We start from the raw sequence: 26,701 nt of genomic DNA, 5'->3' as shown, positions 1-26,701 counted from the left end.
GCAATGATTGGCAAGGAGGGTCGAGAATATGCATCAACGCCTTATTATTTTACCTCATATAAAGATGTATCCAATGTCTGAAGGAATGGCGTCCATTCTCCCGCCGAATATAGTATAAGCTGATGCATCGCACGTGTACAAGCTGTATAAAAGAGCTTGCGCTCACTTTCCCGATGATAAGTCTGTGACGAGGCATCATAGATCAAAACGGCATCGAATTCAACACCCTTCGCAAGATACGCTGGAATAACCAGCGTTCCCTGCTCGAAGGTGGGATTATTCTTCGTAACGAGCATCAGCGATGGACATTCCTGTGTCTTCAGGAGGTCATAAGCTTCTCTGCTCTCGGCCGCAGTTCTCGTAATGACGGCGATGGTAGCGAAGCCTTCTGCCTGTAGCATCTTAAGATCCTCTGCGATTCGTTCCGCCCGTTGCTCATCACTATCCACCTTTGAGAGAAACGGCTTCTTCCCGCTTCGTTCGAAGGGGATGATCTCCTTGCCGCCCGGCAGCAGCGACTTCGTGAATTCCACAATCTCGCGAGTTGACCGATAGCTGCGGACAAGATGAAACAGACGCGTATCCGATTCCCCGTAGAGCCGGATTAACGGCGAGCCCTCACCGTGGAGTTCCGTTGCCTGAGTGAAGATGGCCTGACCGAAATCACCAAGCACCGTCATACGGGCGCGGGGGAACAGCTTTTAAGAAATTCATATTGAAACATCGAATAATCCTGACCCTCATCGACGAATATATGTCGCACTTCGGTGCTCATTCGCACACCCTCGACAAGCTCTTTTAAATACAAATACGGTGTAGCATCCTCGTAGAACAGTTCGAACCGGCTCAGCTTCTCCTTGGTCTGCTCACAGATGTCCAGCCAAAGCTCGGGAACTTCAGCCTGATTGCTCATCTTCAGGTATGCTTCTTTATTGCTGAACAACTGAGTGTACAGCTGGGCCATATCTATAAAATGCATCTGCTTCACGCTTCGTCTCAGCGGCTTAAACTGCTCCTTAACGACCATGCGGCGCAGCAGTTCTTCCTCCCGGTCTCCAAAATCGAAATCTCCCTCGTCACTCCGGCGCTTATTTAGCAGCTTCTCCTGAACTTCTTCATACTGCTCGGCGAAGTCAAAGACGCCCCTCTCTGTGTGCAGATCGCTAAACACCGAGGCATACTGATCATTGTCAAGATAATCGAGCTCCTCCTCCACCCAGGATGCCTCTCGCTCCTTACGCTCCAGTAAGATCAGCTCCTGCCGTAGCCACTCTTGCAGCATGACCACGCGATTGCCCATACGAATGGAAGGATCATAGCTGTAAAACTTTGTTCTCATCTGCTCTGCAGTGATCAAATCACGCCCCCGGAAACGAATACTGGTGAATTGCATCCCCTCCTGCCCCAGCCACCCGGCATAACTCTGCAGAGCTTGAAGAAAGGCTTCCGACGACTTATATTCAATCCCCTTCATCCGGGCCTCATACCCTGGCGTTCCTGGTTGTGTCAGCACATATTCGATTTGGTCGAACGGATCCTCCAGATCAAACGAGCTGCCCAGCCAATGTTCAAGGTATTCCTGGAAGGTGGTCTGCTGCATGTTCTCTTCGCCAAGTTCGGGAAGGACGGTGGATACATAGCTGTTAAACATCGGATTCGGCGAGAAAAGAACGATTTGGTCAGCCTTGAGCCGCTCCCGGTGTTTGTATAGCAGATACGCCACTCGTTGCAGTGCCGCAGAGGTCTTCCCGCTGCCGGCCGCTCCCTGCACAATGAGCATCCGGCTTTTATCGTCACGGATAATGGCATTTTGCTCTCTCTGGATGGTCCCCACAATGTTCTTCATCTGAGCATCCGCACCCTTGCCGAGTACCTGCTGCAGCAATTCATCACCGATCGTTAAGCTCGTATCGAACACATTTCGTAATTGACCCTCGCGGATCTGGTACTGCCGCTTCAGCTTCATCATCCCCGTGAAGGTTCCGCCCGGCGTTTCATATCCGGCAGCTCCCGGGGAATAGTCGTAGTACATGCTTGCAATCGGGGTACGCCAGTCATATACCAGAAAATTCATGCCGTCAACATCAACAAATGAAGAGACCCCGATATAGACCTGCTCGGTAAAGTTCAAGCCATCCTCCTGAAAATCGATGCGTCCAAAGTATGGCGAGGGCAACAGCCGCTTCATGTTTTTCCATTGCTGCACGCGTTGCTTATGGCTTCGTTCCCGTTCGGACAATAACGCTTCCTGCTGCTTGATACTATAGAAGGTCTCCTCAAAATCTTCATCAGTACCCGTGTTGACAGTGACTTCCTCCCAGAATCGTTTGCGGATCTCCGCCGCCTGATCGCGCAGCCCTGTCACCTCCGGCTCCAGTTCCGTGATTCTTGCCTGCAGCTTTTCCGTAACCTGATTGAGTCGCTCTTCTTCCTGCTTCCAGTCCTCCGCGTTTATCATCTTTCTGCATGCACTCCTTCATTTAAATTTTAGGAAAAAGAAGGTTTGACAAACCGTGTTTCCGCGTGCTAAAATTAAGGTATAAATAAGATGCGGTAATACTGCGGTTTTTTCAAAAAACATTAGTGATTTTCTCATCATACCATAGAGCTTCTTTGTGTGCAATTTAATACATAGAATAACCCGGCAAATATGCCGGGTTTTTTTGTTTTATTAAGTTATGGTTACGCCGCATTGGCGGTTAGCCTTATGTCCTTAACACTTTGTTTGGAAATTTGCTTTTCCTTCGAGAGTTGCATGCAAGAATTTTTTCGACTTTGTCAATCGCTTCTGGAGATCTTCAATTTCTTTGATTTTTTGTTCAACTATTGTTTTCTTTTCCTCGTAGGATAAATTAAGTTGTTGATTGACCAGTAAACTTAACTCTTCTACAGAAAAGCCCACGGATAAAAGTGCCTTCACATCTTCTAGAAATTCAACAATCTCATCGGAGTAAATACGATAATTATTTACATCTCTTTTCACAAATGGGTCCGGAATTAGATTTTTACGTTCATAGAATCTCAATGTTGATATGGGCAGACCCGTTAATTTTGAAACGTCATTTATTCTCATCCTATGGCCTCTCTTTATTCATTTGCTATAAACCTAAGTTTATAGTTCATAATGCGATTATGATAACGAACGACATACACAATGTCAAAAATTTTATGTTATCCAAAGGAGAGATTCTATGTTTAACCATATTCTGAATAACGATTTCACCAGTATAGTCAAGGGCCGGCGTTCGGTGCGTAATTATGATGAGAACATTAAAATATCGAGAGATGAGATAAACGAAATCATTTCGGAAGCCAGTTTAGCTCCGTCCTCTGCAAATATGCAGCCTTGGCGTGTACTTGTGGTCGATACTCCGGAAGGAAAAGAGAAACTCAGACCTCTTGTACGTTTCAATACATTACAAAACGATACTTCATCTGCCATGTTATTAATTTTTGGTGATACCCAGAGCTATTTACATGTTGAAGAAATTTATAATACCGCCGTGGAACAAGGGAAAATGCCGGCTGAAGTTCGGGACAGTCAACTCGGGACCATTCTGTCGATGTATCCGACTCTGCCCAAAGAAGTGAAAATTGAAGTTGCAAAGGTCGATAGCAGCCTTTTTGCCATGCAGTTAATGTTAGTAGCTCGTGCACATGGTTATGATACGAATGCAATGGCTGGCTTTGAGGTTGACCAGGTAGCCAAAGCATTTGATTTAGATGAAGAACGTTATGCTCCAGTAATGATTATCTCAATAGGAAAAGCCAAGGAGGAAGGGTATGAATCCGTTCGCTTAAGTTCGGACAAGATTACATTTTGGAGATAACCACTTACCTGTAATCTACCTTTGATTTTCGTAAGCAATTGTTTAATAAAAAATGCGGCAGCCCTTGGACCTTATTTCTTGTCCATGGCTGCCGCATTCTTTTTCAATGGGAACATTCTAATACGTTTATTCACTACATTCGGTAAGCAGATCGCTCAGCCGGTCGAAATTTTGTTCATTGGCTTCAATCACATATGTTTTGACCTGTTCGAATACTGCCGCTTTCATAAATCGCTGACGCCAAGTCATTCGGGTGCGGCCCCCAGCCTCCTCGAAAGTGGCGATGATCTGAAATTCCGGGGTGTTCAGATGATGGAGTACGATGCGTTCCCACGGGACTATCTCCTCAAAGACACTGTGATTAGGGTAGTCTACCCCATCCGGTCCTAGCATGACAAACCGCCATTGGCCTCCCGGCTTGAAGTCAAACTCGTGAAACGTATTGGTGAAACCCTTCGGCCCCCACCAGCGAGCCAGTTGCTCGGGGTTTTTCCAAGCTTCAAACACCAACTCACGCGGATAATCAAACTCACGCAAGGATATAACTTCGTTCTCGCCTGCGCTAACTGTCATAAAGATGCCTCCTTAGAGCGTTGTGCCCAGTGTATCCAGCATTAGATTCGTACCATGCTCGCGAACTTCCGGCGTGTCGTGTCCGTCCAAAAATGCCCCTTGCTCGGTGAAGATCAGCCTCGTGCCTCCCTCAGCCGGGATAAGCTCGACTGTTGTGAGCGAAGCGGAAATGCGTGTGTCACCTGAATCCAAAGTGTAGGTATACACAATGCGCTGCTCCGGAATAATCTCCTGGTAGCAGGCATCGAAGGTAAAGATCGGTCCCTCTGGCGGACCTCCCCTACTGTATTCACGTCCTCCCTGACGAAATTCGAAGATTTCGGGCTTCGAGAACCACTTAGCTTTGGCTACCGGATCGGCCCAGGCCTGGTAGACCCTCGCAGGTGATGCTGTATACGTCCGCTCCACTACGAAGGTGGCGTGTTTGACGAATCGTTCGGTCATGGTTTGTCCTCCTCTTCTTTCGTTCCTTCCTCTTCCTCGTCAAGAAAATGACCCAGCAAATCCAGACTATACTCCCAACTTTTACGCCGCTCAATGACCAGTTTCTCATGGCTCTTTTTCATCGCCTGCAAGAGCCCTGTGAAGTCTTCTACGGTTAATGACAACTTCCCTTGCATCAACTTGGATGCATGCTGGAGCTGTTCAAGAAGCTTCTGATGCAGCTTGATTTGCTCCTGGGTCCGGGCTATTTGCAGGTTGACGATCTCAATCGGGCTGATCTGCTCCTCGGATAGGACAGAATGAATCTCGTCAAGAGATAAGCCCAGTTCCTTTAGCGATACAATCTGCTGCAGACGCGACAGGTCGGATTCATCATAAAGCCTATGACCGGATTCCGTCTGGCCCGATGGCGAGAAAATACCGATCTGATCATAGAATCGCAAGGTCCGTACGGTGAGTCCTGTTAGTCTTGCCAAATCTCCCACCTTCCAATATCGTTTCATAACGACTCCTTCGTTAGCGCTAACTGTGTACCGGTATCTTCATTATAAAAGATGACGTCACGTAAGGGGCAAGCAAAATTTCCTCGGAACAAAATGTGACCAAATGCCGTCCTTAAGGGTGTTATAGGTAAAGGAGGGCATAACCTCATGCAGCGATCCATGACCCGGCCGGGCAATCATGTGATGAAGAGTTACGAAATTTACGCAGATATGCTGTTCCGGATTGCTCTGGTTCATCTGGGCAGTTACCAGGATGCTGAAGAAGCCACTCAGGACACCTTCATCAAACTAATGGAGAAAGCACCTCAATTCAAAGATGACGAACACCAGAAAGCCTGGCTGATCCGGGTAATCACCAATCATTGCAAGAATCTACTGGGCAGAGGCTGGCGCAAGCGCGAAGTCAGGCTGGAGGGCGCGGAGCCGGTTACGGCTGACAGCCCCGAGGAATTGGCGATCTTACAGCTCGTGCTGGCGATGCCGGTGAAGTATAGGACTGTTATTCATCTGTATTATTACGAGGATTATCCCGTCCAGGAGATCAGCAAGATTCTGCAAATCAGCGAGTCTGCGGTGAAGATGAGACTTCAGCGGGGACGGCAGCTGTTAAAACTGGAACTGGAAGGAGATGAACCGCAGTGAAGGAAGATCAGTTTCGGACAACATACAAGAAAGCGGTGGATTCGATGAAATCGAGCGAAGAAATGAAACATGGATTAGTCAGCAAAATGGAGCGGAAGCGTCCCCGTAAAATGGTCATTATTGCAGCTAGCGTTGTGCTCGCCGCCGGGATCGGCTTGTCTGCACCAAGTATATGGCAACAGTTGAACGGTACGGCATCCCCGGAGCAGGTGGCCCAAGTAAATCCGGACGCTTCAAGCCCGGGCGGCTCTGCAACGAATACTTCTGCTAGCATCGTTATTCCCAAGATAGATCTGCCGGATAAGGAGTCAGGCGTCAAGGCAGATATGATCGCCCTAGTCGTATATAAGGACAATATCTATACACAAGCAGCAACTCGCATTGACCCGGCTGACGCTGCTGCGCTGCGCGGCGAGAAGCTGGGCCGGACGACTGGCGGTATCGACGAATGGAGCGGCAAAGATGAATATGTCGAGCTATCCTCCAACATCGGTGAAGCGGATATCTATTCCGTAAAAGGATACGACACCGACTTCCTCGTTATGTCTTATACGGAAATGGACGGCCAGATCTTCGCCGAACTGTTCGAACATACGAATGGCATCACTGTAAGCAGCGGAGCAGACCTGTTCGGCAAGCTGAATCTGGAAGGCCGAATCGCTGCCGCCCAGTGGGAAAGCTTCGACAGCTGGAACAACGGCAAGCAGCAGTACACATCGCTCACCGGCAATGAAGCCTTTGAAGGCTTCCTGACAGCACTCCAAGCGGCCAAACCACTGGCTGCGGAGCCGCTAATCGAGCAAGGCATTTACGATAATGAAGACCGCAAGATTATCTACCTGCAATTGGAAGACAAAGCCCGGGTTGAGTTGACACTATTTGGTCAGGGACTTGTACGCTACGGCAATTCACCGGTATTCTTCGAGGTCGAGTCCGGTGCTTTCCAAACGCTGTGGAACAGTATGAATCCGTAAAGTAAGCGCGAGCGGCAAGATTTAAGGCCATCCTTAGCGGGGTGGCCCTTTCTTTATGCACATCGGCGTGCAATCGTTCCTTAACCAAATTCGCTTCTTCAAAATTTTAGTAATCTGCAATTACCCGTAAGGCACTCTGCGTGTTGAACGCCATGATTTCTTTGACTAATTCCGCTTCCGGAAATCCTCTTTGAAGCAACCGGTGGGGACCCGCACTGTAGGAAATGTGATGATACAGCTTATAGAAGGCCATCCGATGGGGATCCAGGTGAGTATGTTTCAAGTAACGCCCGTAGTTGTCGAACCGGAACTCCAAGAAGCTGTGTTCATATTCAGGATCGAAAAACAAGGCACCGTCGATATCGATCAGCCACGGGCGCAGTTGGTTGTCCACCAGGACATGGTTCGGCCCAAGCTCCGCATGGATAAAGCTGTAATACGGTCTTTCAACAATTCGTGCTGCCAACGCCTCTATGACTTGAACAAACCTGTCATGATGATTCCGATATTCCGAAAGGTTCTCAGCCAAATACTCCAACTGCCGGTAAGCTTCGGCAAGCATAGGAAAATGGCACCCGGACTGTACTTGCGGCACCGGTTCATGCAGCGCCCCCCAGTGTTCTCTAGTTTGTTGATGCATCTGATTCAGCATCCCGGAAAGCGGTTCGAAGATTTGATCCTGAATCGCCAGATCAGCATGAAAAAATTCTGAAGCTTCCTTTCCTTCGATATACTCCACAAATGCGAAATCCGCCTCACCCTTTAGCCCGCCCGGTTCAAAGTGATACAGCTCCGGTGTACGAATATGCAGCTTCCTGAGCAAAGCGTTAACGGTTTGAAATTGCAGTCCCCCGAAACCGGAAACGGTTTTAGCCTCATCCCGTTCCAGTTCTTGGCGAAAGTAATTCAACCGTACATCCCAGATATACAGGATAAAACGAAAACCATTGGAACAACGAACCTGATAAACGACCTTCTGCGCTCCGCCGCGCAGCTGCACAGCTTCTTCCGGAGGATAACCTTTTCCAAAAATCTGTTCTGCCCAAATCCCGAGCCTTCCCTGTAATAAATGACTCCATCCGTCCATATTCCGCTCTCCTTCTACTCAATTTATTGCTTGATTAATATAGGGCATTTGGAAAAAAAAGTATAGACTGTTTCTTCGCGTTTTGTTATGATGTTGAATAAGGTCTTTGCAAAAATGATCATACGAAAAGCCCAAGGAATTACGATTCCTTGGGCTTTTTTTGTTGTAGAAACAAACTCAGAATCAAGGCGATCAGCGAGAAGGATAGTGTAATCCAGAAGGTATGACCAAATGCGCGTCCCAACTGCTCTACGGAATGCTGCGCCGGTAAAGCCCGGATCTGACGAGAGAGATAAGCAGTCGTTATCGTGATCCCGAATGATGACATAATCTGCTGCGCAGATGCAGTAATCGGGGTTACACGGCTGACCAGCTCCCTGGGTGCCGACCTTAGGACATGGGTGTTAATCTGCATCATCGTCAGTCCTTGACCTAGTCCTACGAATGCAAAGCTGCACATGATGTAGAACGGACTGGTGTCCGAGGTAATATGAGTCAAGGCGAACAAGGCACAAGCGAGGGAAGTTATCCCGGCAATGGCAACCGGCCTAACGCCATATCGGTCAAACAACTTCCCACCCGCGTTAATTCCGATGGTCGATAAGATGGCTTGGGGAATAACGTACAGTCCAGCCTCAAGCGGGGATAACCCCTTGGCTTGTTGAAGATAGAGCATGAACAGCAGCAGGCTTCCGAAGAGGGCAATCTGGTTGGTCCAACCCAGGATAATACCGTGCGTAAACGCCGGGGAACGGAACGCCCGCAGTTCGAGCAGCGGCTGCTTCTGCCGGAGTTCGTGCCAAATGAAAAGCAACATGGCAGTAAACCCGATCACAAGAGAGGCAAGTGTCCACTCGTTCAGCAAGCCCTCTTCTCCGGCCTGATGAACACAGAATACGAGAGAGGTAAAGGCGATCGGTGCCAGCAAAGCACCCGGAACATCCAATTTCATCTCATGCAACGGCTTGGAGACCGGAAGGTATTTAACGGCCATCAAGAAAGCAACAATACCAACAGGAACATTAATGAGAAAGATCCAATGCCAACTGATAGATTCGATCAGCCAGCCGGACAGCACAGGCCCAAGAATCGGAGCTAACAGCATCGGGATGCCGAGAATCCCCATAATAGAGCCTCTTCTGTCGGGCGGAGAAATCCGGAATACGGTGGCAATTCCGATCGGAGCAACCATCCCGCCTCCCAGCCCTTGAATGATCCGATACATAATCAGTTGCTCCGACGTCTTGGCGAATGAACAAAGTACGGATGCTAGCACAAACAGAATGATACTTAAGATAAATACCCGCTTGGCTGAGAATCGATCCGAGAACCAACCCGCCAGCGGAATGACGGCCGACATGGCCAACGTATACGCGGTAATAACCCATTGAACCGTACCTAGAGTGGTGTCAAACGATTCGACCAGCTTAGGCACAGCCACGTTCATGACCGTACTATCCAAGATCACAAGGAACATGCCGGCTGCGACAGTCAATAATACGGGTAGAATCCTCCGCAATGAAAATTCAGCTTGTGCATTCTGGGATTGCTGTATCATGGTCTCACGCCTCTGTTGATTTCCGGATACCCCGCTGCCATACTCCGCGAATCGATAACGTATCCGAGATATTCGTTGTCGGGTCGCCATCAACCAGGACCAGGTCGGCCCTCGCCCCCTCTGCAATGTATCCGCGATCGGTCAGGCCGAAACGGCGTGCTGTTTTCGAGGTAGCAGACTGAAGGGCTTCTACAGGCGTGAATCCCGCTTCCACTAACAACTTCATCTCATGATGCACGCTGACTCCATGGGCAAGTCCTCCCAGTGATGGAACCGGTACAGATACGTCTGTACCCACTAGGATGTCCACGCCTGCACGGTGAAGGTCCATTACATTCAGAAAGTTATCTTCCATGCTGCCTTGCGGATACGTATTGAAGCTGGAATTCAGCGTATCGATCCATTCGGGGCTGAGCTTGGAACTCACACGCGAATCACTTGCCATTTCCGATGCAGTGTGACCGATAATCGAGGAGTTCAAGACAAGACATGGCGTAACGAAAGCACCCGCCTCTGCAATCATCGCAACCAATTCGGGAGTGCTCTCCGGGCGGTCAATGAAAATGTGGGCGAGTCCCTCAACCCCGACTTCTATGGCTAACCGGGCAGATTCGGCAGTCAATACATGCGCAATTGCAATTTTTTGATGCCGGTGCGCTTCCTCTACAGCCGCTCTCAGAATATCCTGACTTAAGACAGGCAGCCCGGGTGCAGCTAATACCGTCCCTTCTTCGATCATAATCTTGATATAGTCGGCACCCGCATTAACCTGTTCGCCGACGAACGCTACAGCTTCGTCAAGGTTCGATACCGTTAGCGCCTCTCCATGATCATGCGCATGGGCGGCCAGCATTGCGTTGCGGTCTTCCTCACTCATCTTCTCTAATTCCTTCAGAACAAAGTCCGGAATTTCTCCATCCCCCGGCATGAGTTCATCCGGATGACCGCCGGGAGGTGTGACTCCCATTCCGGCAGATCGTACGTCGGCAATATCCTCAAGACCCTTCAATTGTGCTTCACGGCCGCTTTTTGTGTATCCGCCCATCATTTCCAGCTCTGTCGTAACTCCGAATTTCAATGCATCGCGCAAGCCCTCTACGGAAGTGTGAACGTGAGCATCAATCAGACCCGGCAGCAATGTCCCGCCTTCCGCATCGATAATGGTTGCATGCTCCGGAATTTCCCCGCCCACGGATAGGATCTGTTCCCCTTCGATCAGGACCGTGGTCGGTCTGATCACTTTCTCGCCGTCAAATATACGCACGTTTGTGATTGCAGTAATCATTGTGTCAGCCTCCAATATAAAAATATGGTTTATTTATGATTGAAATATAACTGTTTGAATTCAAACTGTCAATATAAATATTATTTGTTATCTAACAGTTTGCCTTTGACAATTCGGCTTTCTAAATTTAAGATGATCTTATAATTAGATTTCAAACTATAGCGAAGGAGTCAGGCGCAGGATGACTAAGCAAGGCTTGCACACCCCTTATTCGGATTCGATTCGGGATATCGGCATGAAGATCAGAGGCATGGCGAATGCCAGGTTATCGGAACTGGGGCTAAACGCTCAGCAAGGACAGATGATGGGCTATATTTTTGAACATCAGGACAAAGGCGTGATCCAGAAGGATTTAGCTGATCACTTTAACCGTACAGGAGCTACCATTACCAGCATGCTTCAAGGACTTGAGAAAAAGGGGTATATCAAGCGTGAAATCCCCAAAGATAACGAGCGGCAAAAAAGAATATATTTATTAAAAAAAGGCGCCGACCTCGTCGAAGAATTCGACGAAATATTTACAGAAGTAGAGAAAAACATTACCCGGGGCCTTACCGAAGAAGAAAGTGCGGCCTTCATGAAATTATTAATCAAAGTTAAAACAACCATGTAGTATTTTGAGGCGATCATTGTAAGCCTGATATATTATCTAAAAGTCCCCTTCAGCTGAGCATTCAGCCGAAAGGGGACTCCTGTTTTAACCGAAATATTCTAAAGATAAACTGGCTTGTCTCATATTTCCTTGAAGTGTGATCCTCAACTATTCCCCGCCGTAACGGGGTTAACCGCAAAGAGGGAATGAATGTTACCTTCCGGATCTGCAAAGAATCCTGTGGTGTGCCCCCAGGGCACCACCTTCGGCGCTGCTATTCCTGTAGCCCCTTTTGAAACTAAATCATCATACATCACATGAACATCCTCGGGTGAATTACATTCGAAGTTAAGCTCGAAGGCTTGCCCCTTACGCTCTTCTTTAAAAGAAAGATGACCGTTCGTGTTATCTGCCATTAAAGGTCCGGAGAAAATAGCTAAACGCACGCCGTCATTCTCAAATTCAGCGTAATGATCTTCTTCAACAACAGCCTTAAACCCCAGGACATCCCGATAAAAGCTAGTTAATCCGGGCACATCAACCGCCAAAACAGTGATTCCTTCTAATTTAACTCTCACGCCGATAATTCCACCTCTCCAATAGAAATTCAATATATAGTTCATACATCCGCAGAGTGTGCCATATATTCTTCCTTTAAGATACCGTAAATTTGGAGATCTACGACTCCCTTACCAGACCATACAGATGCTTGCCGCAAGGTGCCCTCTTTAAGGAAACCATTGTTCAATAACACCTTTTGGGAAGCATGATTGGCAGGCATCACTTCCGCTTGTACCCGGTTGACGTGTACGTCTTCAAATAAATATCGTAGAAGCACGTTTACTGCTTGAGTCGCAATTCCCTTTCTCCAGTAAGTTTCGGCCAGGAAATATCCGATTGTAACCATATCGACTTTCTGATTAAAATCAACAGCCTCAATGATTCCAACAAGCTTCTCCTCTTCTGCTTTGATAAATATTCCCCATTTGATCCTTGTTTTCTTATTGAAATCCCGCTCAAAATGCCCAATCATGTTCATTACGGTGTCTTTATTATGCTTAGGAATAATCCCACAGTATTCAAATACCCGGTCATTATTAAAGATGTCAAAGACATCGTCCAGGTGGGTTTCTGCAACTTTTTTAAGTACGATGGTTTCGGATTGGATTTCGGGAAATTGACCAAAAACGGAGCTTATATTCAATAGTCTCACCCTTTCTTAATAACGGGTACCCATAATTCGTTTTTATTGTCCTCTATAGGCAGGTAGCATTCAATTGTCGGCAAATAAGCAAGATCGTACGAAGAAACGGGAACCCATTCTGTATAGAGTCGTTTCCATATATCCTGAATATGATTCGGCGATCCCTCCGCCTCAAAAACCGCCCATGTTGCTTGCGGAAAGTCCATCTTCACCATACCTTCAGGGGGAATCTCGTCAGAAGTGATTCCTAGTATGTAATCAAATTCTTCATTTTTGCCGAACTCTCCATTGGCACAGACACCTAAAATTCCTCTGACCTTATGGCCTACATTCCGAATTTCCCATAGCTGCTCAAAAACCCCTGATTCTCTTGCATCACGCCATAAGGGGGGCACAATTTCGAAGGCATGTTCTGTGTTAATACGGTTCTTGACTCCTACAATCGTAAACGGATCCACTTCTTCAATCCTGTAGTTCATTTCCGCAACCCCTTTGATTGAGAGTTGAAAGGACATTCGGGGAAAGGCTTTAAGCTTCGTTCCTGCATGGCGTGCAGCGGTTGGCGTTGTACCGTGTATATTTTGAAAAGCACGAGCGAAAGCCTCCGGCGAATCGTAGCCATACTTCAGGGCAAGATCAATTACTTTAATATTGCTGCTCTGAAGCTCAAAGGCCGCTAAAGTGAGGCGCCGCCGTCTAATATACTCTGGCAACGAAACCTCGGTAATAAAAGAAAACAGACGTTGGAAATGGTATGCGGAGTAACATGCGACTTTAGCTACTTCGGAGTAAGCTATCTCTTCGGTAATATGATCTTCGATATAATTTATGGCCTCATTCATTCTCGAAACCCAATCCATTGCCGCTACATCCTCTCGACATTCAATATAAAACATTACGAAAAATAAAGCCTTGCAATCTGTGCACAAAAAATGCAAGGTAATCGTCGCTCTCCTTCGGGCATAGAGTGCTTAGTTCAGTACCCGAGCAAATAAGAGAATACAGATCTATAGTACAAGTAGGGATTGGAAATTAAAAGAAATTATTGTCGGCGAAGTGCTTCGCGGGCAAAGACATTGCATCATCTCTTATGATACGGTTCACCAAGCTGCCTGTAACGGCAAGTTTTAAGGCCATCCTTCGCAGGATGGCCTTTTGGGGTCTCACTTTGTTCCGTTATCAAGCGCCTTCACCTTTATTTAGAGCGCCCCGGCATCTCTTGCCGTATAAAATGACGGATAAATCGGCCGGTAATTTAATTCTTCTCTGATCCGTGTGGTATCGACGACCATATCCCATGGATCGTAAGCCTGCTGCAGGGCATCTGGCGTAAATTCACTATGATAGAGTTGGGCTAATTCCGCAGCGGAGATCGGCGCATCGTCAGCAACATTATAGATCCTGCCATCAATACCTGGTGTGGAAGCGGCGAGTAACAGAGCTTGAGCTACATCCGCATGGTGTGCCATATGCATTCGTTTAGCCGGATTCCAGTTACGCATATGCGGTAGAAATTCCTCGATATGCGGATCGCGGTCACCATAGACAAAAGGAAGCCGTACGATACGCAGTCCCATTCCCTGTTCGCGGTGAAGCTCCAGCAGAGCCGTTTCGGCTGCGGCTTTGGTTTGCGGATAAGCAAAGGCAGGTCTAAGCTCGTCATCTTCACGGTTGGGTCTTGACCGATTCCCGGAGCCGTATACATTATTGGTACTGGCAAAAACAAATCGGGGCACTTCCGCCTGTAATGCAGCGCCTGCCAGGGCTATGCTGCCATCGAGGTTTGAAATTTTGGCGGTATTCTCGTCCACCCCGCGGAACTGAGCTGCCAAATGAATCACAGCAGTAGTACCCCGTAGAGCGTCCACATAACCCTCCGGCTTTAAAAGATCGCCTTCAATAAGTTCAGCTCCCTGCTGACGAAGCCAATCTGCCTTTGCAGCGTCCCTAACTAATACTTTAACGTGATGGCCCCGCTGCAACATACGCGGGACAAAACGGCTTCCTACTTTTCCTGTGGCACCTGTTACGAAAATGTTCATGGTTTCAAATCCTCCTAAGTTTTAGAAGCTATACTGGCAGTATAATAGAACGCGTAAGTAGCAACCTTCCTGCGTTTATCGTATGATTGAAAGTGTCAGGATAAGGAGGAGTTTGAATGGAAGAAATTCCTTCCAGAAAGTCATTAGGCGAATTTTTGCGCTCGCGCCGGGAGCGTCTTACTCCGGAAGAAGTAGGATTGGTATCCTATGGATCACGCCGGACCTCGGGGCTGCGAAGGGAAGAAGTTGCCCAGCTTGCCCATATCGGAACATCATGGTACACCTCTTTGGAACAAGGCAGAAGTGTTAATCCGTCAGAGGATGTACTGAATAACATAGCCAAAGCACTGCAATTGACTGAGGATGAACGCCGCCATCTCTATCTTCTTGCAAGACCGGCAGAACAGGACAAGCTGGAACATCCGCAATTAAATACAGGCTTGGAACAGATGATTAGGGCTCTTGAACCGAATCCGGCATTTGTGCTCGGGAGAACCTGGGATTTGCTGTACTGGAACAAAGCCGCTGAGTTTGTATTCGAGTTCCCGTCATTATCAGATCATCTGCAGTATAAACCCAATTATATGAGACTCTTCCTGACAAAAAACAGGTTGGGATCAGGTATAAAGGATTGGGGAAACAAAAGACAAATCATGATTGCACGCTTTCGTGCGGATTATGGACACTTCCCTAATGATCCGGGATTCCAGGAGCTTATTGAGGAATTTATGCAGACCAGCCAGTTGTTTCGTGAGAGCTGGCCGATGCATGACGTTCAGGTCGTAACCGACTGCCACAAACGGTGGTACGATCCCCGTATCGGAGAGATGGAGTTTGAACATGTGACTCTCCAGCCGCCGACCCATCCGGATCTGAAGATCATGATTTATACTGCTTCAGCGGATACGGCTGCACGTCTGGGAAGTATAGTGAGTAATCAGGACGGAAAAGTAATATAATGAGCTCAAGGAGTGTGATGATATGCCAACAATTTACAAGGAGATTTTGATTGCTGCCTTGCCTGATCAGGTGTGGGATGCGGTGAGCGATGTGGGTGCTGTCCATCATCGTCTGGTCCCTGGCTATACCGAGAATACCCTTATGAACGGCCACGAAAGAACACTCATACTGCCAAATGGTGGTATGGTCCGCGAGTTCATCGTTTCCATTGATGAAAGGGAACGCCGAATGGCTTATGCGGTACAAGAAGGAAGCATGCCTTTGCTGCATCATCACGCATCTTTCCAAGTCTTTCCTCATGGCGATAGCGGCACTAAGCTTCTTTGGATAACTGATTTCCTTCCAGAGCATCTCACTCCTGAGATTCAAGCTCGTGTAGATCGCGGCGCAGAGGTTATGAAAAAGACCCTCGAGTCTAATATATAGTGTACAGATTAAAAGGCACGATTAGCACTTTACCAGGCTAATCGTGCCTTTTCTATTCCATCCTTATTTTTCCCTTCAGCCTTGATAATGATCTTTATAAACTCCATTTTTTGAGTTATATCACATCCAACCTTACATCGAGTGTAGTATAATAACCTCTTTGCATCCGCTGTAGAGACTAATATGGGCTTGGAACGTTGAAAATGACTCATAACGGGTATTCTTACTAAGGGATGATACTTTTAGCACAAATTTAAGTTACCAACAAGGGAGGAAGTATCAGCATGGCTGATTTAAACAAGCAAAAAATCGTGGAAAGTGTTCCGCAACGGGGTTTTTTGGGACATCCTAAAGGGTTGTTCACTCTGTTCTTCACAGAGTTCTGGGAGCGTTTTTCCTACTATGGGATGAAAGCTATCCTTGTTTATTATATGTACTACGAACTGAGTCAAGGCGGACTCGGCATGGATGAGAGCACCGCGCTCGCCATTATGTCTATCTATGGTTCACTTGTCTATATGTCCGGGATTATTGGCGGCTGGTTAGCGGATCGGATATTTGGAGCTTCCAAAGCTGTATTCTACGGCGGCATATTAATCATGCTGGGGCACATCACCCTGGCCATTCCGGGAAGTATTACCTTATTTTTTGTATCCATGGTTCTGATCGTACTAGGTACAGGCTTGCTGAAGCCTAATGTATCCAGTATTGTAGGTGAACTATACAGCGAACATGATGGGCGCCGGGATGCAGGGTTCAGTATTTTCTACATGGGCATCAACCTGGGGGCATTCATCGCACCGCTCATTATTGGAACCATCGGTATGGATTATAATTTCCACCTGGGCTTCGGAATTGCAGCTGTCGGAATGTTCCTGGGCTTAATTCTCTTCATCAGTACCAAGAAGAAAAACCTCGGCCTTGCAGGCACTGTAGTAGCAAGTCCGTTATCACCAGCAGAACGAAAAAAAGTATCCCTTCTATTCGGTATCGGCGCAGCGCTTCTCGCTGTTATCGTTGCTATTACGATTCCGTTAGGTCTGTTAACGTTTAAATCCTTTGTCGTGATCGTAGGTATTCTGGGAATTCTGATTCCAACCCTGTACTTTATTGTCATGTTCCGTAGTCCGCGGACAACAAGCGTTGAACGCTCAAGACTCGTGGCTTATATTCCGCTCTTTATTGCAGCAATTATGTTCTGGGCGATTCAAGAACAAGGGTCAACCATCCTTGCCAGCTATGCGGATAAACGGACGCAACTGGATTTCGCCGGACTTCATATTTCTCCAGCCTGGTTTCAGTCTCTAAACCCTTTGTTCGTAATCACATTAGCCCCTGTATTCGCTTGGCTTTGGGTGAAACTCGGAAAACGGCAGCCCTCGATACCGAAGAAATTCGCCTTGGGTCTATTATTCGCCGGATTATCCTTCCTTGTGATCCTGTTGCCGGCATACTTTGGCGGTGAGGATGCCATGGTCAATCCTTTATGGCTCGTTCTCAGTTATTTCATCGTTGTGCTGGGGGAATTATGCTTGTCCCCTGTAGGCCTATCGGCCACGACAAAATTAGCACCCTCCGCTTTCTCAGCTCAGACCATGAGCTTATGGTTCTTATCCAATGCAGCTGCCCAAGCGATTAATGCGCAGATTGTGAAATTCTATTCGCCTTCCACCGAAATGGTGTACTTTGGTGTCATTGGAGGAGCAGCAATCATCCTCGGTATTCTGCTCTTCTCGTTCTCCCCGAAAATTCAGGGGTATATGAAAGGCATTCAGTAGAAGAACAAGCGTTGATAAGTAAGGAGCACCCGTTTACTCTGGTGCTCCTTTTTTGTTGGTTGAACTATTTAACCACGCTTTCTCTAAAAGCTCATTTCCCACAGATTGCAGAATTCGTTGTCCACTTTTCGTGTTTCGCGGATGATAATTTGTTGACAACCCACCAAAGGAGAACTTATATTATTGATAATGATAATTATTATCAAATAAATTCGTGGTGAGGGCGGGTACACAAATGAATGCAAAAAGAAAATTCTCATTATTCACAATACTAATGATTGCTATGCTTGTGTTAGCACTGGTTGGTTGTTCCAATCAGCAATCAAATTCTGAATCTGCCTCAAATGAAGGGTCAAAACCAGAAGCTACGGATTCCAAAGATGCAGCAGCTACATCTAAATATCCCATCAGGATCAAGCACGCATTAGGGGAAACTGTGATTGAAAAGAAACCTGAACGTGTTGTCACTATTTCATGGGCAAACCATGATGTTGTTCTTGCACTTGGCGTTGTGCCTGTAGGTTTCTCAGCTGCAAACTACGGCGTTCAAGATGAGAGCGGAATGTTACCTTGGACTGCCGAGAAGTTAAAAGAACTTGGTGAAGAAAATCCAAATATCTTTCAAGATACGGACGGCTTGGATTTCGAAGCCATTTCGGATGCTAATCCGGATGTCATTCTTGCAGCTTATTCAGGAATCACTCAAGAAGAATATGATACATTAAGCGAAATCGCTCCGGTTGTAGCTTATCAATCCAGCCCGTGGCTGGCTTCATGGCGCGAACAAATTAAATACAATTCCATGGGTATGGGAATGGAAGCAGAAGGCATGCAGCTTATTGCCGATACAGAGAAGCTAATTCAAGATAAAGCAAATGAATATCCCGAAATTAAAGGTAAAAAAGCCGCCTTTGTCAGCCTTACCGCTACTGATTTATCTAAGTTTTATGTTTATACACCAACCGATGCCCGTGGTGAATTCCTTACGGAGTTAGGCATGCAATACCCTGAAAGTATTACGAGTCAAGTAACTGACCCAAGCAGTTTCTATTTAGAACTAAGCGCTGAAAATGCAGATATTCTTAACGACCTTGATATCTTTGTATCTTATGGAGATGAGAATACATTGAAAGCACTTCAAGCTGATCCCATCCTTGGGGAGATTCCAGCCGTTAAAAGAGGATCTGTTGTCATTATTGGAGATAACACTCCGCTTGCAGCGGCAGGAAATCCAAACCCGCTTGCCATTAATTATTCCATTGATGAATACCTGAAATTACTCTCAGAAGCTGTTAGCAAGTTGAACTAAATGATGAATACAGCCGTTTCAGAAAATAAGCAGTTACTTGTTCCGAAGCATTTTATAAAATTACTCATACTCCTTATTATTTTACTCGGTGCTAGTGTATTAGCGTCTCTTGCCTTTGGCTCTCGTGCCATTGGATGGACTGAGCTTATGGATGGTTTGCTCCACCCTGATGTACAGACCCACGAAGCACTTGTTGTACGTCAACGGATTTTCCGAACTATATTTAGCCTTATGTGCGGGGCTGCATTAGGGGTCTCCGGATCTCTAATGCAATCCGTCACCCGTAATCCTATTGCAGATCCTAGTATATTGGGAGTCAACACTGGGGCGGCTCTATTTGTAGTCTGCGGAATTTCCTTCTTGAATGCTAGTACTGCCAGTCAATATATATGGCTTGCACTGCTGGGGGCAATCATAACAGCCATTTTTGTATTCGGAATCGGGTCTATGGGGAGTGGGGGAGCCACCCCCCTTAAACTCGTTTTAGCAGGTGCTGCTACAAGTGCTGCATTATCATCTCTTGTTATCGCAATCATGATTCCCCGCACGAACGTTATGGATCAATTTCGATTTTGGCAAGTAGGCAGTGTTGGATCAGGAAGCTGGAGCTCTATCTCTACTTTTATTCCTTTTTTAACGGTTGGAATACTGATCGCCTTGTTCACAGCGCCGGCACTGAATGCATTAGCATTAGGCGATGAAGTTGCTAAAGGACTGGGAGTTCGTACTGGATTGCTTAGACTAGTTGCTGCTTTTGCCGGTATTCTACTATGCGGTGCAGCAACAGCACTGGCAGGCCCGATCGGCTTCATTGGTCTATTAGCCACCCACGTAGTGCGACTCATTATCGGACCCGATTTACGCTATATTATCCCAATGTCAGCCCTCTCAGGGGCAATTATTCTAACGATATCGGACATATGTGGCAGGCTTATTGGGAGTCCCGGGGAGCTGGAAGTGGGTATAGTTACAGCATTTATTGGAGCTCCTATTCTAATCCTATTAACTATGAAAGCGAAAATGCGTGCTCTATGATGAATGAAAATGTGAACCTTATTAAATTAGGCAGAGCCAAAAGACGCCGTCGTTTCATAATTATGACTTCCTTACTTGCAAGCATTGCTCTCGCCCTTTGCTGCACAATGCTTATGCTGGGCAACACATTTTATCCCGTTCAGGTTGTACTTCGCGTTCTGCTGGGTGAGGATGTAAAAGGTGCGACTTTTGCAGTGGGTACCATACGTTTTCCGAGGCTGATTTCAGGGATTTTTGCCGGATTTGCTTTCGGAGTTGGCGGATATGTATTCCAGACCATGTTACGAAATCCTTTAGCTAACCCGAATGTTATAGGAATAACCGCCGGTTCAAGTGCAGCCGCTGTTTTTTGCATCATTGTTCTGCATGCCAGTAATATGGTTGTTTCAATTGCTTCTGTTGTGGGCGGACTGGCTACAGTGTTAGTGATCATGCTGTTATCCAAAGGAACCTCCTTCTCTATCGGCAGATTGATATTAATAGGAATTGGAATTCAAGCAATGCTTAACGCTGTCATATCCTACTTACTACTCATTGGTAAGCAACAAGATGTCCCTACGGCCATGAGATGGCTAAGCGGCAGTTTAAACGGGGCCAAGATGGATAACTTATATCCTCTGATCATTACAGTTCTTATCTTCACCCCTGTAATCTTCTCATTCAGGAAACCATTAGATATGTTAGAACTTGGAGAGCAGGCAGCAACTTCACTCGGAATCCATACGGATAAGACAAGGATTGCTCTTATTGTCAGTTCAGTACTTATCATTGCGTTAGCTACAGCTACAACAGGGCCCATCGCATTTGTCGCATTCCTATCCGGACCTATCGCAAAAAGACTTGTAGGTGCGGGTTTTTCAGGCATTCTCCCAGCTGGTCTTGTTGGAATCATTTTGGTTTTAGCATCCGATCTTATTGGACAATTCGCCTTCGTTGCCAGATACCCTGTAGGTGTAATTACAGGAATCCTGGGTGCGCCTTACTTGATCTACCTGCTCATCCGAATCAATCGAAAGGGTGATTTATAATGAACCCGACACATATTTTTCAAGCTGAAAAAATCACCGCCGGATACGATAATAAAACCATTCTGCATGAGGTCAGCATTTCAATTCCCAGCAATAAAATAAGCATTATTATTGGAGCCAACGGCTGTGGTAAATCCACACTGCTTAAAACGATGGCCAGACTTATTAAACCTACCTCCGGACAAGTTACCCTGGATGGAGCGCCCATTCACAAAATTCCGCCAAAACAATTGGCACGGGTGTTAGGACTTCTCCCTCAATCTCCTGTGGTTCCAGAAGGAATAACGGTTGCTGATTTAGTGGGCCGGGGAAGATACCCGCACCAAACGTTTCTTAGAGGCTGGACCAAAAAGGATTATGAAGCTGTCACTGAGGCCATGGAGATTATGAATATTACTGAATTTGCCGACCGGAATATCGATGAGCTTTCAGGCGGTCAAAGACAGCGTGTCTGGATTGCGATGGCTCTGGCACAACAAACAGACATATTGTTTCTGGATGAACCAACTACTTACTTAGATATCACCTACCAAGTCGAAATCCTTGATCTGCTGACAGATTTGAACCGCAAACGTGGTACCACCATTGTAATGGTGCTTCATGATATCAATTTGTCTGCACGTTATGCAGACCATATCTTTGCTCTTCATGAAGGAAAGCTTGTAACCGAAGGCGAGCCGTCAAAGGTGATTACAAGCAATTTGATTAAAGACATTTTTTGTCTTCAATGCGCTGTAATCAAAGACACCGTATCGGGTTCTCCATCTGTGGTTCCTATTGGACGGCATCATAATAGAATGCAAATGTACTCTTAAACTAGAGAACAATGACCCTGCAGCATTATGCTCTACTTCTTCCCTTGGCATCACGATGGCAAATTAAAAGGCCATCCTTCGCGGGATGGCCTTTTGGTCTTGAGTAACTTGATTGACGATCCTTAAATCTTGAATCTGGATACGGCCTCAATCAGCTTAAGCGCAGTATCTTCCGTAGTCTTCATTAAATTCGACATGTCCTCCGATTTACTTAACATCTCCGCTGTTCTCTCTGCGATGTCATGAGTTCCGACTGCACTCTCATTATTGGAGATAGTCACTTCTTTAATAGACTGACTCACGGTTTGGATCGAAGCCAGCAGTTCCTCCGATGTTGCGCTAAAATCGACGACCAAATTTTCAAATGTAGCCGCATCCTTGAAGTATTGCTCTCCCGTATCAACCAGCCGGCTATAATCATGAATTACCGTTTGATCGATAAACTCAAGGGCCTTCTCCGAAGCCAGTCGTATCCCACGAACCGATTCCAGAACCAGTCGATTGACCTCCTTAATTCTATTGGCCGTTACCGCTGAATGCTCAGCTAATTTGCGGATTTCATTAGCCACCACTGCAAAGCCTCTGCCCGCTTCTCCTGCACGTGCCGCTTCAATAGATGCGTTCAAGGCGAGCAAATTGGTCTGGCTGGTGATCTGCAGGATGGAAGCAGTCAGCACGTTAATCTCTTCAACGGCATCCGCCTTCTTGATAGCGGTCCTCGATTCCGTATCAATCACATTCCGTATTTCTTGTGCGGTTCCTCTGGATTGAATAGCCTCTTCTCTTAACTGCTGAGCTCTACCGGAGATATCCTTTACCACCTCCGCCCCTTCCTGGGCTTTATCGGCGATAGAATGAACAGCTTTCGAGATTTCTTCAGAAGTAGCATTCATATGCTCCGTCAAAGCAGCCGTTTCCTGCATTCCGGCGGACATCTGCTCTGTTGTAGAAGATACGTCCTCCGCTTGCGAAGTTAATTCAACCATTCTTTCGGAGGATTGATTGATATTGAGCTTAACATTGGAGGTTTCTTCTACAACCTGCTTCAATACCTCGCGAATGGATCCGGTCATTGTGTCTATCGAGCGGGCAAGGTTTCCTACTTCATCGCTGCGTTTCAGTAAATGAGGTGAAACGGAGTTCGTGAAATCTGCCTTTGCAAGGATATCCACATGACGGGATAAGCGCTCAATGGGTCTGGCAATAAATCCTGCAAGCAGGATAGAAAGAAGGATCACGATGACACCCGTTGAACCAACCAGAATCAGGGTCAAGAGCGTCGTACGGTCAAGTTCCTCGTATACCTCAGATTTTGGAACCGTAATGACGACTTTCCAGCCCGTTCTCGGAACCGTTGCAAAGGCCGCTTGCTTGCTTATACCTTTATCATCTATATATGTAACAACTCCGCTATCCTCCACCATCACATGATTACTCATCGCATCCATTAATGTTTTGCTTTTAAGCGTCTTTGCATAGTTTTGATTCAAATACTTCTTATCCTGATGATAGATAAAATCACCTTTACTGGATAACATAAACCCGTAACCCGTTTTCTCGAGACTAATTTTGCCGATATATTTCTTCAAGATATCAATCTCTGCAAGGCTGACAACGACACCGTTGAATTCCTTAGTCTCATTATAGATTGGAACACCAAAACCGATATTCATATTTCCTGATGATTTATTGATGAATATATCACTTATAGCTGGATTTCCCGTATCGCGAGGGATACGAAAATAATCTCTCTCGGAAAGGTCAAACACTTTATCACCGACACCAATTTTACCTGTTGCAGGTATCATTGATGTTGATGCGACCTCCGTATCTATTATACCAATAGGATTTACCAGTTTATTAACATCCTCAAGACTTAGCTTGTTGAAATCCTTCGTATTTGTAATCACTTCTTCGATGTTGGATATCTTCTCACCCAGCCAATCATCCACAATATCGGCATTCGTACGAGCCAGAGTGAGCTCCTTATCTGAGATATTACTCGTTGTTTCCTTATCATACTGACTCATCTCAATATAGGAAATAAGAATAAGAGGGACCAGCGACATAATCATTATTAAAACAGTGATTCGAAACCGCATCCCTTTGACCATTTTCTTAAAATCAATATTTCTTAGTCGTTGCAATACATTGAACTCCAATACAATCTTCTTCTTGTTGATTACGGGCTGCTGGTCTTTTGGCATAAGATCTCCCCCATGTACACTTTTATACTCACCGACATTATACCAATATATTCTACAATTTACGACATAATTCGTCACAATTATGCTATAAATTCGACATTATTTTCTCGAACAAAGCAAACAAAAGCAGCGACTCTCCTGTAATGGGAGGATCGCTGCTCTGCGTACGGTTTGACGAGTTCAAGGCACAGATGGGTTTGCCCTTAAAGTGCGACTACAACAAAAAGGCTCACCGTTGGGTGAACCAAGTCCATTGCCTTATTGTGAGCATGCTATTAAAAACAGTTAGAGTTAACTCCAAGTAAATGATTGGACAAGAGCTCTTAATGTTCACTCTGAAGCCCGACTTTATAGGAGTCGTAGAAAGCAGCCTTCAAATCAAGAATGTTCAGATTCTTTTTTAATTCATCCATTTGCCGCAGCACTTCCTTACGCTGTGAGAGGATCATTTGCCGCCGCATTTCCGCAGTATGTTCGCCTTCCATGAGCATTTCGATATACCTTTTAATCTCTTTAATAGGCATTCCCGTGTTCTTCAGGCAGCATATCAATTTAATAAGCCCCAAATCCTGGTCAGAAAATATCCGATTCCCCGCGTCATTGCGTCCCACAAAAGGCAATAGTCCTTCTTTATCGTAAAAGCGGAGCGTATGCGCAGTCACATCGCAAATCGCAGCTACTTCATTGATACTATACATCATCCTTCACCTCTAAGATTCATATTGAAAACGACCGCTTGACTTCGATAAAACTCTAAGTGTTAGCATTTAGTATATAGAGCAGCCAGTCGATTTTCAATGACGATGATCAGAAGCTGACCATACGAATAAGAGCTATAGCAATTAAACAAAGGAGTGTAAGCCAAATGGAGAAATTCCCTAAATGGACAGCATCAGATATTCCATCTCAGCGAGGACGTTCGGCTATTGTTACCGGCACGGGGGGCTTGGGCTACGAAACGGCTTTGGAGCTGGCTAAACATGGGGCAGAGGTCATATTAGCCGGCCGCAACGCAGCAAAGGGATCAGAGTCGGTTAAAAAGATCCGCAACAGTGTCCCCTCAGCCAACATACGTTTTGAGGAATTGGATCTTGCCAGCCTGGCCTCGGTGCAAGCGTTCGGTGAACGGATGAGTAAAAAGCGTCACAGCCTTGATCTTCTGATCAACAATGCCGGCGTAATGACGCCACCAACCCGCAAAACCACAAAAGACGGTTTTGAGCTTCAATTGGGTACCAATTACCTCGGACACTTTGCGTTGACAGCTCATCTGATGCCCCTGCTGCGCAAAGGAAAAGCACCACGAGTGGTCCATCTAAGCAGCGTTGCCCACCGCAGCGGCGCCATCCATTTCGACGACTTGCAATTCGAAGCCCGTTATCAAGCAATGAAGTCCTATGCGCAATCTAAACTTGCCATGATTATGTTCGCACTAGAACTGCAGCGACGCAGTGACGCTTCAGGCTGGGGACTACTGAGCATCCCGGTTCATCCGGGGGTGTCGCGTACGGACTTACTTGTCAATGGGGCCGGGCCGAACAGCCCCGCAGGTATTGCAAGAAGACTGCTGGGTCCGATCCTCTTCCAACCGGCCGCACAAGGCGCGCTTCCAACGCTGTTTGCAGCCACATCGCCAGACGCTAAAGCGGAGACTTATTACGGTCCCGGCGGTCCTGGAGAGATAAGAGGATTACCAAAGCCTGGCAAGATTGCTCCTCAAGGGTTAGATACCGCTGTCGCTTCCAGACTGTGGGAAGTGTCCAAACAACTGACGCATATCGATTTCGACACAATCGCTTCCATGAAACCATAATCCTCTTGATCGGGAGTTTGAATCTATGAGAATAACTTTGTGGGTAGTAGCCTATGGCTGGATTATTGTTACGGGTTCAATGCATTTCATAGTTGATGTGATTTCCCAATATGTGCGAGGTGTACGAACTCCCAGTACGGAGACAACCTATTATTATGGAATGAATACCGCCTTCGCACTGGGGGAAATTCTATTTGGGTTGTTCGGCCTGATCCTTGTTCTTCGGGCACCGGAACTGGTGGTTCAATGGCCGGTCCTCACGCTCACCCTCGCTGCCGCCGTTCTCTGGCTGGCATTCAGCATTAAATTCCTTCCGTATAAGGAACCGAAATTCATCAGTGCCGTATTTGTTTTGCTCGTTATCGCAGCTATTGCTTCCTATCTGCTACACCTGTAATTTGGATCTGAAGAAGTAAGCACTCTTTCGCCTTTTTTATTAGTAAAAACAAGCACTTTACCTGGCGAGCCATGTTCTGTTAGCAGCAAGATGGCTTGCCTTATTAGGATAGCTTCAATCGAGTAGGAGGGGGCGGCGAGCCCCCGACCTCTCACACCACCGTACGTACCGTTCGGTATACGGCGGTTCATGGAATATT

At 46.5% G+C, this 26,701-nt stretch carries 27 protein-coding genes and 1 pseudogene; 13 read left to right on the top strand and 15 right to left on the bottom strand.

The features are described from left to right. Positions 1-44 precede the first annotated feature (44 nt). Together helD and ACAN55_RS21765 are read right to left on the bottom strand one after the other, a co-directional pair. Positions 45-2,458, bottom strand: a pseudogene (helD, locus tag ACAN55_RS21770) (RNA polymerase recycling motor HelD). A gap of 255 nt (positions 2,459-2,713) precedes the next feature. Next, the gene (locus ACAN55_RS21765; RefSeq protein ID WP_379137904.1) at positions 2,714-3,073 is read right to left on the bottom strand and encodes a MerR family transcriptional regulator; all 360 of its coding nucleotides are present in this window, start codon (positions 3,071-3,073) and stop codon (positions 2,714-2,716) included. 118 nt (positions 3,074-3,191) lie between these two features. On the opposite strand from ACAN55_RS21765, the gene ACAN55_RS21760 reads away from it, so the two are divergent. Next, positions 3,192-3,830: a nitroreductase family protein gene (locus ACAN55_RS21760; RefSeq protein ID WP_379137901.1), complete on the top strand. Its 639-nt coding sequence runs from the start codon at positions 3,192-3,194 to the stop codon at positions 3,828-3,830. A gap of 126 nt (positions 3,831-3,956) precedes the next feature. Here the strand turns inward: ACAN55_RS21760 and ACAN55_RS21755 are convergent, their stop codons facing one another. The 3 genes from ACAN55_RS21755 to ACAN55_RS21745 are packed head-to-tail and all read right to left on the bottom strand — an operon-like array spanning position 3,957 to position 5,350. Next, entirely contained in the window at positions 3,957-4,403 is a 447-nt protein-coding gene (locus ACAN55_RS21755; protein ID WP_379137899.1) for an SRPBCC family protein, read from the bottom strand. 12 nt (positions 4,404-4,415) lie between these two features. Continuing rightward, positions 4,416-4,847 (bottom strand): SRPBCC family protein, encoded by a 432-nt coding sequence (locus ACAN55_RS21750; RefSeq protein ID WP_379137896.1) that lies wholly within the window; start codon positions 4,845-4,847, stop codon positions 4,416-4,418. Beyond that, complete coding sequence (locus ACAN55_RS21745) at positions 4,844-5,350, bottom strand: MerR family transcriptional regulator (RefSeq protein WP_379137893.1); 507 nt, start codon at positions 5,348-5,350, stop codon at positions 4,844-4,846. Before ACAN55_RS21745 ends, ACAN55_RS21750 begins: the two co-directional genes overlap by 4 nt. A gap of 147 nt (positions 5,351-5,497) precedes the next feature. Here ACAN55_RS21745 and ACAN55_RS21740 point away from each other — a divergent pair, with 147 nt between their 5' ends. Together ACAN55_RS21740 and ACAN55_RS21735 are read left to right on the top strand one after the other, a co-directional pair. Beyond that, complete coding sequence (locus ACAN55_RS21740; RefSeq protein ID WP_379137890.1) at positions 5,498-5,992, top strand: RNA polymerase sigma factor; 495 nt, start codon at positions 5,498-5,500, stop codon at positions 5,990-5,992. After that, on the top strand, positions 5,989-6,966 hold the full coding sequence (locus ACAN55_RS21735; RefSeq protein ID WP_379137887.1) for a hypothetical protein: 978 nt from the start codon (positions 5,989-5,991) through the stop codon (positions 6,964-6,966). The genes ACAN55_RS21740 and ACAN55_RS21735 overlap by 4 nt, the downstream gene beginning before the upstream one ends. A gap of 106 nt (positions 6,967-7,072) precedes the next feature. Here the strand turns inward: ACAN55_RS21735 and ACAN55_RS21730 are convergent, their stop codons facing one another. From ACAN55_RS21730 to ACAN55_RS21720, 3 genes are all read right to left on the bottom strand, one after another. Further along, positions 7,073-8,053 carry a phosphotransferase gene (locus tag ACAN55_RS21730; protein ID WP_379137884.1) on the bottom strand — a complete coding sequence of 327 codons (981 nt, stop codon included), beginning with the start codon at positions 8,051-8,053 and terminating at the stop codon, positions 7,073-7,075. Between the two features lie 139 nt (positions 8,054-8,192). Then, entirely contained in the window at positions 8,193-9,611 is a 1,419-nt protein-coding gene (locus ACAN55_RS21725; protein ID WP_379137881.1) for an MDR family MFS transporter, read from the bottom strand. Between the two features lie 4 nt (positions 9,612-9,615). After that, positions 9,616-10,896 carry an amidohydrolase family protein gene (locus ACAN55_RS21720; RefSeq protein ID WP_379137878.1) on the bottom strand — a complete coding sequence of 427 codons (1,281 nt, stop codon included), beginning with the start codon at positions 10,894-10,896 and terminating at the stop codon, positions 9,616-9,618. 181 nt (positions 10,897-11,077) lie between these two features. On the opposite strand from ACAN55_RS21720, the gene ACAN55_RS21715 reads away from it, so the two are divergent. Beyond that, the gene (locus tag ACAN55_RS21715; protein ID WP_379137876.1) at positions 11,078-11,509 is read left to right on the top strand and encodes a MarR family winged helix-turn-helix transcriptional regulator; all 432 of its coding nucleotides are present in this window, start codon (positions 11,078-11,080) and stop codon (positions 11,507-11,509) included. 143 nt (positions 11,510-11,652) lie between these two features. Here the strand turns inward: ACAN55_RS21715 and ACAN55_RS21710 are convergent, their stop codons facing one another. The 4 genes from ACAN55_RS21710 to ACAN55_RS21695 all read right to left on the bottom strand — a co-directional run bounded on the left by ACAN55_RS21710 (position 11,653) and on the right by ACAN55_RS21695 (position 14,734). Continuing rightward, positions 11,653-12,066, bottom strand: coding sequence for a VOC family protein (locus tag ACAN55_RS21710; protein ID WP_379137874.1), 414 nt, complete (start codon positions 12,064-12,066; stop codon positions 11,653-11,655). Positions 12,067-12,107: 41 nt separating this feature from the next. Next, complete coding sequence (locus ACAN55_RS21705; RefSeq protein ID WP_379137871.1) at positions 12,108-12,692, bottom strand: GNAT family N-acetyltransferase; 585 nt, start codon at positions 12,690-12,692, stop codon at positions 12,108-12,110. Positions 12,693-12,697: 5 nt separating this feature from the next. Continuing rightward, a complete protein-coding gene (locus ACAN55_RS21700) occupies positions 12,698-13,552 on the bottom strand; it encodes a GyrI-like domain-containing protein (protein WP_379137957.1) in 855 nt (284 codons plus the stop codon). Positions 13,553-13,891: 339 nt separating this feature from the next. After that, on the bottom strand, positions 13,892-14,734 hold the full coding sequence (locus ACAN55_RS21695) for an NAD-dependent epimerase/dehydratase family protein (protein WP_379137868.1): 843 nt from the start codon (positions 14,732-14,734) through the stop codon (positions 13,892-13,894). Positions 14,735-14,850: 116 nt separating this feature from the next. Between ACAN55_RS21695 and ACAN55_RS21690 the strand changes: the two genes are divergently transcribed. The 7 genes from ACAN55_RS21690 to ACAN55_RS21660 all read left to right on the top strand — a co-directional run bounded on the left by ACAN55_RS21690 (position 14,851) and on the right by ACAN55_RS21660 (position 22,085). Next, positions 14,851-15,693, top strand: a complete 843-nt coding sequence (locus tag ACAN55_RS21690) for a helix-turn-helix transcriptional regulator (protein ID WP_379137866.1) — start codon at positions 14,851-14,853, stop codon at positions 15,691-15,693. Between the two features lie 22 nt (positions 15,694-15,715). Next, positions 15,716-16,120 carry an SRPBCC family protein gene (locus tag ACAN55_RS21685; protein ID WP_379137864.1) on the top strand — a complete coding sequence of 135 codons (405 nt, stop codon included), beginning with the start codon at positions 15,716-15,718 and terminating at the stop codon, positions 16,118-16,120. Positions 16,121-16,404: 284 nt separating this feature from the next. Then, positions 16,405-17,898, top strand: coding sequence for a peptide MFS transporter (locus ACAN55_RS21680; RefSeq protein ID WP_379137861.1), 1,494 nt, complete (start codon positions 16,405-16,407; stop codon positions 17,896-17,898). A 235-nt stretch (positions 17,899-18,133) separates the two neighbouring features. Then, a complete protein-coding gene (locus ACAN55_RS21675; protein WP_379137858.1) occupies positions 18,134-19,207 on the top strand; it encodes an iron-siderophore ABC transporter substrate-binding protein in 1,074 nt (357 codons plus the stop codon). Continuing rightward, positions 19,208-20,242, top strand: a complete 1,035-nt coding sequence (locus tag ACAN55_RS21670) for a FecCD family ABC transporter permease (RefSeq protein ID WP_379137855.1) — start codon at positions 19,208-19,210, stop codon at positions 20,240-20,242. Beyond that, positions 20,239-21,270: a FecCD family ABC transporter permease gene (locus ACAN55_RS21665; protein ID WP_379137852.1), complete on the top strand. Its 1,032-nt coding sequence runs from the start codon at positions 20,239-20,241 to the stop codon at positions 21,268-21,270. The genes ACAN55_RS21670 and ACAN55_RS21665 overlap by 4 nt, the downstream gene beginning before the upstream one ends. After that, entirely contained in the window at positions 21,270-22,085 is an 816-nt protein-coding gene (locus ACAN55_RS21660; protein WP_379137850.1) for an ABC transporter ATP-binding protein, read from the top strand. The genes ACAN55_RS21665 and ACAN55_RS21660 overlap by 1 nt, the downstream gene beginning before the upstream one ends. Before the next feature lie 122 nt (positions 22,086-22,207). On the opposite strand, the gene ACAN55_RS21655 is transcribed toward ACAN55_RS21660, so the two are convergent. After that, positions 22,208-24,292: a methyl-accepting chemotaxis protein gene (locus tag ACAN55_RS21655; protein WP_379137847.1), complete on the bottom strand. Its 2,085-nt coding sequence runs from the start codon at positions 24,290-24,292 to the stop codon at positions 22,208-22,210. A gap of 323 nt (positions 24,293-24,615) precedes the next feature. Further along, positions 24,616-24,990, bottom strand: a complete 375-nt coding sequence (locus ACAN55_RS21650; protein ID WP_379137844.1) for a MerR family transcriptional regulator — start codon at positions 24,988-24,990, stop codon at positions 24,616-24,618. A 167-nt stretch (positions 24,991-25,157) separates the two neighbouring features. Here ACAN55_RS21650 and ACAN55_RS21645 point away from each other — a divergent pair, with 167 nt between their 5' ends. After that, positions 25,158-26,105, top strand: a complete 948-nt coding sequence (locus ACAN55_RS21645) for an SDR family oxidoreductase (protein ID WP_379137841.1) — start codon at positions 25,158-25,160, stop codon at positions 26,103-26,105. 25 nt (positions 26,106-26,130) lie between these two features. Continuing rightward, positions 26,131-26,502: a hypothetical protein gene (locus tag ACAN55_RS21640; protein ID WP_379137838.1), complete on the top strand. Its 372-nt coding sequence runs from the start codon at positions 26,131-26,133 to the stop codon at positions 26,500-26,502. Here the strand turns inward: ACAN55_RS21640 and ACAN55_RS21635 are convergent. Continuing rightward, positions 26,484-26,701 (bottom strand): hypothetical protein (locus tag ACAN55_RS21635; protein WP_379137835.1); only part of this gene is annotated, 218 nt, incomplete at its 5' end. The two genes, ACAN55_RS21640 and ACAN55_RS21635, sit on opposite strands and share 19 nt — an antisense overlap.

The sequence above is a fragment of the Paenibacillus oryziterrae genome (assembly GCF_042610485.1).
In the GTDB taxonomy this organism is placed as follows: domain Bacteria; phylum Bacillota; class Bacilli; order Paenibacillales; family Paenibacillaceae; genus Paenibacillus_AQ.
This window is presented reverse-complemented; position numbering and strand designations above follow the sequence as displayed.